This is a genomic window from Microvirga sp. KLBC 81 (assembly GCF_003075415.1).
Lineage (GTDB): Bacteria > Pseudomonadota > Alphaproteobacteria > Rhizobiales > Beijerinckiaceae > Microvirga.
Map to the genome: position 1 here is coordinate 1 of NZ_QDAH01000140.1, position 8,329 is coordinate 8,329.

Consider the following 8,329-nt stretch of genomic DNA (forward strand, 5'->3'; position numbering starts at 1 on the left):
TGCCCGCTCGGCCTTTGCCCCTATATCGAGACGCAGCTGGCGCCCACCCTGGGCCAAGGCGACGTGGTGCTCCTCGACGATCTGGCGGTCCATAAGAGCGAAAGGGCGGCCGAATGCCTGAAGCGAAGAGGGGCCTGGTTCCTGTTCCGGCCCCCTTACAGTCCCGAGATGAACCCGATTGAGCAGGCCTTCTCGAAGATCACAGCGCATCTGCGCAAGGCCGAAGCCCGCACCTTTGAGGCGCTCTGGCGGGCCCGCGGCGACATCTGCAACCTGTTCGAACCAAAAGAGTGTTGGAACCTCCTCAAAGCAGCCGGATACGCGTCTGATTAAGGATCCGATGCTGTAGGCCGCGTCATACATCCTGCGAACGGGATCCTCATCGCAAGGCTTCCCGCGATGAGATCGTCAGCCGAGATGGCACGGTGCTATTGCGTCACGAAGAGCGCGAACGCGATGGCGATCGACATCGTCACGGCCGCAATCGTACCGGTCGGGCGCAGCACCCCCATTCTGTGAAGCATCACGGCGAAGATAACGATGAGGGGCGTCGCCATCACCAGTCCGATCTGTGCATCGTTCATAACACGTCTCTCCTGTTCCCGGGGTTCGTCCATCTATCGCCCGAAATGTCGAGAACTTGTTTGCGACAGCGCAAGGAGAATGTTGGATGCCGGCCGTAAGGATCGGCGTGGCAACCACGGGGTGACTGGAACGATGAGCGCTGCGCAAGAGGATAGGTCCTGGGGCGTGCTGTCCGACCTGCCAGGACATCCGATGATGTGGGTGCTCATCCTGACCGAGATGGTGACTTTCGGTCTGCTCTTTCTGACCTTCGTTGTCACGGGAGCCGTTCATGCCGATGTCTTCGCCGCGGGTCGAGCGCAGCTCGATCCCATTCTCGGCGGGGTGAACACGCTCGTCCTCATCACCAGCGGATGGATGGCCGCGCTGGCTGTCGACCGCCGAGCCATCGGCTGTCGGAAGACGGCGCGCCTGCTGCTCGCCGGGGCAATGGCCCTGGGCTGCGTCTTCATTGCCATCAAGATCGTGGAATACGCGGCCAAGGCCAAGATTGGTGTCGGCCTTGAGACAGATACATTCTTCACGCTCTACTTCCTGCTGACCGGCTTCCATCTCCTCCACGTCGTGCTCGGGATCGTCATCATCGCGGCTGTGGCGCTGCACGACAGTCTTGAGAACCTGAAGACCGGCACCTCGTTCTGGCACATGGTCGACCTGATCTGGGTCGTGATGTATCCGCTTGTCTATCTGGTCGGGTGAGGCAACGATGCGAACCATGACATGCCATGTCACACGCGCCTGGATCCTGCTCGTCCTGCTCACTCTCCTCAGCATGGCTGCCTCACATTCAATCGCAGGAGGCATCGCCGGCAGCGGCCTCGTGCTCACGGCTGCCGTCGCCAAGGGCCGGTGGATGGTGATGGATTTCCTCAAGCTCCGTCATGTTCCGTCAGGCTGGCGGCTCCTGTTATCCTCATGGCTGGTGCTGATTGCGGCATCGGCCTGGCTTGCTGCCACCATTCCCCTGCTGCGCGGCTGACCGGGACACTTCCCCTGATGCTTGTGCCAGAGCAAAGAGCGCTCCGCTCCCTCCTGTAGGTTGCTGAACATCCGCTCCGCGCGGCCAGCAACTTCCGTACGAGGCATCAGCCATGTTCAGTCCCATCGCCTGCACATCTCACTCCCGCAGCCCCCCACGGCAACCTTTACATCGCGGCATGAGCCGCATCTGCCTGCCAACTCAGAAAGGATTGCGTGATGGCTGAAGTCCTCACCAAATCGGCGGCGAGGAACGTGTTCTACGGGGGCTCGTTTTTCTTTTTCGCCATCTTCGTGGGCCTCACCGCCCACAGCCACTACTACATGAACACCACGTCGACCGACGTGTCGACTCTCTCCGACTCCGTCGCCCGCGGCAAGCATGTCTGGGAGAAGAACTCCTGTATCAACTGCCACTCGATCCTCGGCGAAGGAGCGTATTTCGCTCCCGAACTCGGCAACGTCTGGGACCGCTACGGCGGCAAGGAGGATCCGGCAGGAGCCCGCGAGACGCTCAAGGCCTGGATGGCGGCGCAGCCCACCGGCATCGAGGGTCGACGCCAGATGCCGCAGTTCAACCTGACCGACCAGGAACTCGACGACCTCGCCTACTTCCTGGAATGGACCAGCCGCATCAAGACCCAGAGCTGGCCGCCGAACAAGGCCGGCTGAAACCAGGAACCACATCATGAAATACCAGACGCAAAAGGTGGCCCTGCTCTACTTCTATGGAGCACTGGCCCTGTTCATCGCGCAGGTCCTGTTCGGCGTCCTCGCCGGCACGATCTACGTCCTACCCAACACGCTATCCGAGTTGCTGCCTTTCAACGTCGTCAGAATGATTCACACGAACGCGCTGATCGTGTGGCTGCTGATCGGCTTCATGGGAGCGACCTACTACCTGATCCCGGAGGAGACCGAGAACGAGCTCTTCAGCCCATTCCTCGCCAAGCTCCAGTTCTGGATGTTCTTCATCGCCGCCGGCATCGCGGTGGTCGGGTACATGTTCAAGATTCACGAGGGCCGCGAGTTTCTCGAACAGCCCTACATCATCAAGGTCGGCATCGTCGTGGTCTGCCTGATGTTCCTGTTCAACATCACCATGACGGCGCTGAAAGGCCGCAAGACCGTTGTCACCAACATCCTGCTTTTCGGGCTGTGGGGCGTGGCGATCTTCTTCCTGTTCTCCTTCTACAACCCGTCGAACCTGGCCGTGGACAAGATGTACTGGTGGTACGTCGTGCACCTCTGGGTCGAAGGCGTGTGGGAGCTGATCATGGCCTCCGTCCTCGCGTTCCTGATGATCAAGCTCAATGGCATCGACCGCGAAGTGGTGGAGAAGTGGCTCTACGTCATCGTCGGCATGGCGCTGTTCTCCGGCATCCTCGGCACCGGCCACCACTTCTACTGGATCGGCGCCCCCGGCTATTGGCAGTGGATCGGCTCGCTGTTCTCCACGCTTGAGGTCGCGCCCTTCTTCACCATGGTGGTCTTCACCGTCCAGATGACCTGGAAGGCGGGCCGCCGCCACCCGAACCGCGCCGCGCTCCTGTGGTCGATCGGCTGCTCGGTGATGGCCTTCTTCGGCGCGGGAATCTGGGGCTTCCTGCACACCCTGTCGTCGGTGAATTATTACACCCATGGCACGCAGGTCACCGCCGCTCACGGACACCTCGCCTTCTTCGGCGCGTACGTGATGCTCAACCTCGCCGTCATGGCCTATGCCATGCCCCAGATCCTCGGCCGCGCCCCGTACAACCAGATGCTCAGCATCATCAGCTTCTGGATCATGTGCACGGCGATGTCGGTGATGACCTTCGCGCTCACCTTTGCGGGCGTCATCCAGGTGCACCTGCAGCGCGTGCTCGGTCAGTCGTACATGGATGTCCAGGACCAGCTCGCGCTCTTCTATTGGATCCGCCTTGGCTCCGGCGTGTTCGTGCTGATCTCCGCGATGATGTTCGTCTATGCGGTGTTCGTCCCCGGACGCGAGAAGTCTCCGCGCCTGGCGCAGGGTCTCCAGCCTGCCGAATAAATCACATGGGGGCGGCCCGCTGCCGGCTGCCCCATCCTCTCTGTTCCATGATGTTTTGAGGATTGACCGATGAAGCCCCTTCTCCACACCGTGCCGCACCCGGCCATTGATGTTCCCTATTATGTGCCCGCTGGAAACGAATGTGCGCTCTTCGAGCTTGCCTGGCGCAAGCGCCTGCCGCTGCTCCTGAAGGGTCCGACTGGCTGCGGCAAGACCCGGTTCGTCGCTCATATGGCGTCGAGGCTCGGCCTGCCGCTGCACACTGTCTCCTGCCACGACGATCTCACCGCCGCCGATCTCACCGGCCGCTATCTTCTCAAGGGCGGCGACACCGTCTGGGCCGATGGTCCTCTCACGCGCGCCGTGCGCGAAGGCGGCATCTGCTATCTTGACGAGATCGTGGAGGCGCGCAAGGACGTGACCGTCGTGCTGCATCCGCTCACCGACGACCGTCGGATCCTGCCCCTCGACCGCACCGGCGAGGAACTGCAGGCACCGGACTCGTTCATGCTCGTGGTCTCCTACAATCCCGGCTATCAGACACTGATCAAGTCCTTGAAGCCGTCCACGCGGCAGCGTTTCGTCGCGATCGAGTTCGACTTCCTGCCCATCGAGCAGGAGATCGCCGTCGTAGCGTCAGAGAGCGGCCTGTCCGCGGACCGTGTGCGTCCGCTTCTGCTGCTGGCACGCCGCCTGCGGGCACTGAAAGGCCAGGATCTGGAAGAAGGTGTCTCGACACGCCTCCTGGTCTACTGCGCTTCCCTCATTGCAGCAGGCGTGTCGGCGGAAGAGGCCGTCACGGCCACCATGATCGAGCCGCTCACCGACGACCTCGACGTCAAGAAGGCTCTTGTCGAAGTCGCCCGCGCCACATTGGGCTGACCCGGAGACCCGTCATGCTCGACTTCCTTGAACTTGAAGAGACCGTCGGTCAGCTCTGGCATCGGCTGGTCGGCCGTGCGGTCACCTATCCGCGTCATCCCGAGCATGGCGTCTCTCTCGATGAAGTCCGCGGATACCTTGCGGTCATCTTCCGCGGACTCGGCGGCGAGCCCGGGGTGCAACTGGCTGGAACGGCGGCCCGCATCTCGTCCCATCGCCTGAATTTCCGCCAGCGGATCGGTATTGCGGAGGAGCGGCTGGAGCAGCCGGGGCGTGACAGGGCCACCCTGTTCCTGCCGCCGAGGATTGACTTGTTTCCCTCGGCGACACTGAACCGCTCGCTATATTTGTGGCTTGCGGCCTATTTCGCCCATGTGCCGACGGAACCGATCCTGGAAGCCGATCCCGTGCGCCGGGACATCCTGGTCCTCCGACGGGTACAGGAGACTGTCGCCACCGTTCTGGCGAACTGCCCTGGCTTGGCAGGCATGTACGAGGAGCTTTGCTCCGCGATGCGCGAGGCACGGCCGCAGCGCCCCCTCCCTGACGCGGAGAGTAGAATCGAGCAGATCGTTCTCTCTCTCCTGGGCGATGGTGATGCGACGCCGCCCCCCCTTTGGGACATGGCGGCCGGTGACGCGGTTCTGCCCCGGCAGGCTTCCGCGGGCTATCAGGCCTTCTTGCCCGTTCCGCTCTGGGGGGACACCTGGGTCCGGGAGCCTGGGGCGCCGAATCGCAACAGCGATGAGCCTGCCGGCCCGAGCGACCTTGCCGCATCGGACACACGCAAGCGCTTCGCCGCCCGGCGCGAAGCGGACCAGGCCCAGCGCAAGGATCCCTTCATCCTAAATCGGTTCGAGAAGATCCTGGCCATGGGGGAGATGGTCAACGTCAACCGTCCCTCCGACAATGACGAGGACGAGAATGCCGAAAAGGCCTTGGACGAAATTGAGGAGATCCCGCTCTCCAAGCATAAGGGCAAGCCGGCAACTCGGCTCAAGTTCGATCTTGATCTGCCGCCTGAAGCCGTCGACACAGCCTGCCTGACAGCGGATCTCGCCTATCCCGAGTGGGACTACACCCGCAAAGCCTATCTGCCGAACCATTGCCGCGTGCTGGCGGCCCGCGCCGCCGAGCAAGGGGAACAATGGGAGGCGGACGACGAGGCCCGCCGCCGCATCCGCCGCGTGCGTCGCCAGTTCGAGGCATTGCGGCCCAAGCACGAGATCCTGCGGGCGCAGCCCGATGGAGAGGAGCTCGATATCGACGCGCTGGTGCGCGCCCGCAGCGATCTGCTCTCAGGGGGCTGCGGCTCGGACCGCGTCCACCTGGCAAGCAAGCGCCAAGCCCATGACCTGGCTGTCACATTGCTGGTGGACGTCTCGCTGTCGACCGATGCCTGGGTAGACAATCGGCGGGTGCTTGATGTCGAGAAGGAGGCGCTCATGGTGCTCGCGCACGGATTGGCAGCCTGCGGCGATTCCCATTCCATCATGACCTTCACGTCACGCCGCCGCTCCTGGGTGCGTGTGGAAACCGTGAAGGATTTCGACGAGCCCCTGAGCCCAGCCGTTGTGCGGCGCATCTCGGCCCTGAAGCCAGGATACTACACCCGCATCGGCGCCGGCATTCGCCATGCGACGGCCAAACTGGCGGAGCAGCCAAACCGGCAACGGCTCCTGCTGGTGCTCACCGACGGCAAGCCGAACGACATCGACCACTATGAAGGCCGCTTCGGCATCGAGGACACTCGTCGCGCCGTGACGGAAGCGCGTCGCGCCGGGGTCACCGTGTTCGGCGTGACGGTAGACCGTGAGGCGCAATCGTACTTCCCGCATCTGTTCGGCCGCGGCGGCTATGCCATCGTCGGCCAGGTGGCGAAACTTCCCTCGGCTCTGCCGGTCATCTATCGCCAACTTTTGAGATAGGACACGTCGGGATACGCAAAAGGGACCGGCCGTCGATGAAGGACGGCCGGTCCCTTTTCTGTTTCCAAGGCGCCCCTTACACGGCGCGACTGTGTGTTCTTCCAGGGGCTCCGAGATAGGCATCGAAGACGGACGCGACGGTCCTGACCAGGAAACGGGCGTCATCGTTCACCGACAGCACGTTTTCCTTCAGACGGATGATGCCGTCGCGCTCCAACATCCGAAGTCGGGAGATCGATTGCAAGAGAGCCTCCGGTTCGGTTCCGTGCCTGCGGCAGATCTGCCCGACATCAGCCTGAAAGTCGCACATTACCCTCTCGATCAGATCGGCCCTGAGGCGGTCGTCCGCGGTCAGGGAATAGCCTTTCGCCGTCGCCAACTCTCCCCGGGAGATGCGCTCGGCATAGCGCCCGAGCACCACTTCGTTCTGGGCATAGCCCTGCGGCAGCCGTCCGATGGCGGAGGCTCCGAACCCGATCAGGACATCGCTTGGATCCGTCGTGTAGCCCTGGAAGTTGCGGTGCAGGACGCCGTCGATCTGAGCCTGCACCATGGAATCGTCCGGCAGAGCGTAATGATCAAGGCCGATCCGTCGGTATCCGGCCGCGATGAGCGCCTCGGCAATGGCCTCGGCCTGCGCATAGCGGGCATCCGCGTCCGGCAGCGTTGCCTCGTCGATCTTGCGCTGGTGCTTCTTGAAGGTGGGGATATGCGCATATCCGAAGACCGAGAAGCGCTCGGGACGAAGCTCGATGCTCCGCCGTACGGTTTCGACGCAGGATTCGACGGTCTGGTGCGGGAGGCCGTAGATGAGGTCGAAGTTGATGCCGCGCACCCCCGCCTGCCGAAGGCCGTTCGCGGCTCTTGCCGTCTGTTCGAAGCTTTGGATGCGGTTGATCGCACGCTGGACGAGCGGGTCGAAGCTCTGGACACCGAGGCTTGCGCGCGTGACACCTGCCTCTCCCAAGGCTGCCGTCATGGTTCGGGTGAGCGTGCGGGGATCGATCTCGACAGCGATCTCCGTGTCTTCACCTAGGGCATATCTCTGCTTCATGAGATCGATGAGGGCAATGAACTCGGCAGGTTCCATGATCGTCGGGGTGCCTCCTCCGAAATGAACATGGCGCACCGGCAAGGGAGCGCTCAGCCGCTCCGAAACGAGCTCGATCTCGCGACGCAGGACTGCGAGATAGTCGACGATAGGCGCGTCCCGCTGGGTGATCGTGGTGTGGCACCCGCAATACCAGCACATTGAGCGGCAGAACGGCACGTGAAGGTAGAGTGAAGCCGTCGTTCCGCCCGGTATCGCTTCAAGCCACTCGGCGTAGGTTTCATGCCCGATGGCATCCGAGAACTGTGGCGCCGTGGGGTAGCTCGTATAGCGAGGGAGCCGCTCGTCCCCGTATCGCGCTCTTAGGTTATCTCTCATCGCGATGGCTCTCGTTTGGATGCTCCCCAGCTCGGGGATATCTCGCGTCGATGTCATGCAGCAGATGTCTACTGCAGTTTATCTCCGCCTTCATTGAGCTTGCTCAATCTACTCGGAACACGGTTCCCGAGGCCTAAGCGCATCGTGCGGACCCGAAGGGCCACGCCAGTGACCCGAAGGGCCGCGTCAGCGAAAAGTGGCCCCGGGTTTCCGCACCCAACGATGCGCTCTCTCTAGAGCATCGTGCGGAAAAGTGGATCCGGTTTTCCGCTCTCAACGATGCTCTCATTGAAGGAGAAAGCATCGGATCGATCCAAAAGTGCAAGTCCACTTTTCGGTCCGAGGCTCCAGAGAATGCAACGGCCGAAAGCAGCGATTTGCAACCTCCTCGGAGGCGCGGCCTGCGTTCATCCGGTTATTTGCTCGGGGACAAATAAGGTCCGCCGACGTCAGCGTAGAACATCGTCATCCGATGACGGACCACTTCCGATC

9 protein-coding genes are annotated in these 8,329 nt (G+C 62.4%); 7 read left to right on the forward strand and 2 right to left on the reverse strand.

Features of this window, described 5'->3' with window-relative positions; genetic code table 11:
* Window positions 1–333, forward strand: a 333-nt coding sequence (locus DC522_RS31555) for a transposase (protein WP_205769875.1), incomplete at its 5' end; no start/stop codon positions are given.
* A gap of 95 nt (window positions 334–428) precedes the next feature.
* On the opposite strand, the gene DC522_RS35220 is transcribed toward DC522_RS31555, so the two are convergent.
* Window positions 429–584: a hypothetical protein gene (locus tag DC522_RS35220; protein WP_165820407.1), complete on the reverse strand. Its 156-nt coding sequence runs from the start codon at window positions 582–584 to the stop codon at window positions 429–431.
* A 133-nt stretch (window positions 585–717) separates the two neighbouring features.
* Here DC522_RS35220 and DC522_RS31560 point away from each other — a divergent pair, with 133 nt between their 5' ends.
* The 6 genes from DC522_RS31560 (at window position 718) to DC522_RS31585 (ending at window position 6,408) form a co-directional block, all read left to right on the forward strand.
* The gene (locus DC522_RS31560) at window positions 718–1,284 is read left to right on the forward strand and encodes a cytochrome c oxidase subunit 3 family protein (RefSeq protein WP_116532415.1); all 567 of its coding nucleotides are present in this window, start codon (window positions 718–720) and stop codon (window positions 1,282–1,284) included.
* Between the two features lie 7 nt (window positions 1,285–1,291).
* Entirely contained in the window at window positions 1,292–1,564 is a 273-nt protein-coding gene (locus tag DC522_RS31565) for a cytochrome C oxidase subunit IV family protein (protein WP_116532410.1), read from the forward strand.
* A gap of 218 nt (window positions 1,565–1,782) precedes the next feature.
* Window positions 1,783–2,235: a cytochrome c gene (locus DC522_RS31570; RefSeq protein WP_116532411.1), complete on the forward strand. Its 453-nt coding sequence runs from the start codon at window positions 1,783–1,785 to the stop codon at window positions 2,233–2,235.
* A gap of 16 nt (window positions 2,236–2,251) precedes the next feature.
* A complete protein-coding gene (locus tag DC522_RS31575) occupies window positions 2,252–3,598 on the forward strand; it encodes a cbb3-type cytochrome c oxidase subunit I (RefSeq protein WP_116532412.1) in 1,347 nt (448 codons plus the stop codon).
* A 69-nt stretch (window positions 3,599–3,667) separates the two neighbouring features.
* A complete protein-coding gene (locus DC522_RS31580; protein WP_116532413.1) occupies window positions 3,668–4,480 on the forward strand; it encodes a CbbQ/NirQ/NorQ/GpvN family protein in 813 nt (270 codons plus the stop codon).
* 14 nt (window positions 4,481–4,494) lie between these two features.
* Window positions 4,495–6,408, forward strand: coding sequence for a nitric oxide reductase activation protein NorD (locus DC522_RS31585; protein ID WP_116532414.1), 1,914 nt, complete (start codon window positions 4,495–4,497; stop codon window positions 6,406–6,408).
* A gap of 76 nt (window positions 6,409–6,484) precedes the next feature.
* Here DC522_RS31585 and hemN read toward each other — a convergent pair whose 3' ends face one another.
* On the reverse strand, window positions 6,485–7,837 hold the full coding sequence (gene hemN / locus DC522_RS31590; protein ID WP_116532416.1) for an oxygen-independent coproporphyrinogen III oxidase: 1,353 nt from the start codon (window positions 7,835–7,837) through the stop codon (window positions 6,485–6,487).
* Window positions 7,838–8,329 lie beyond the last annotated feature (492 nt).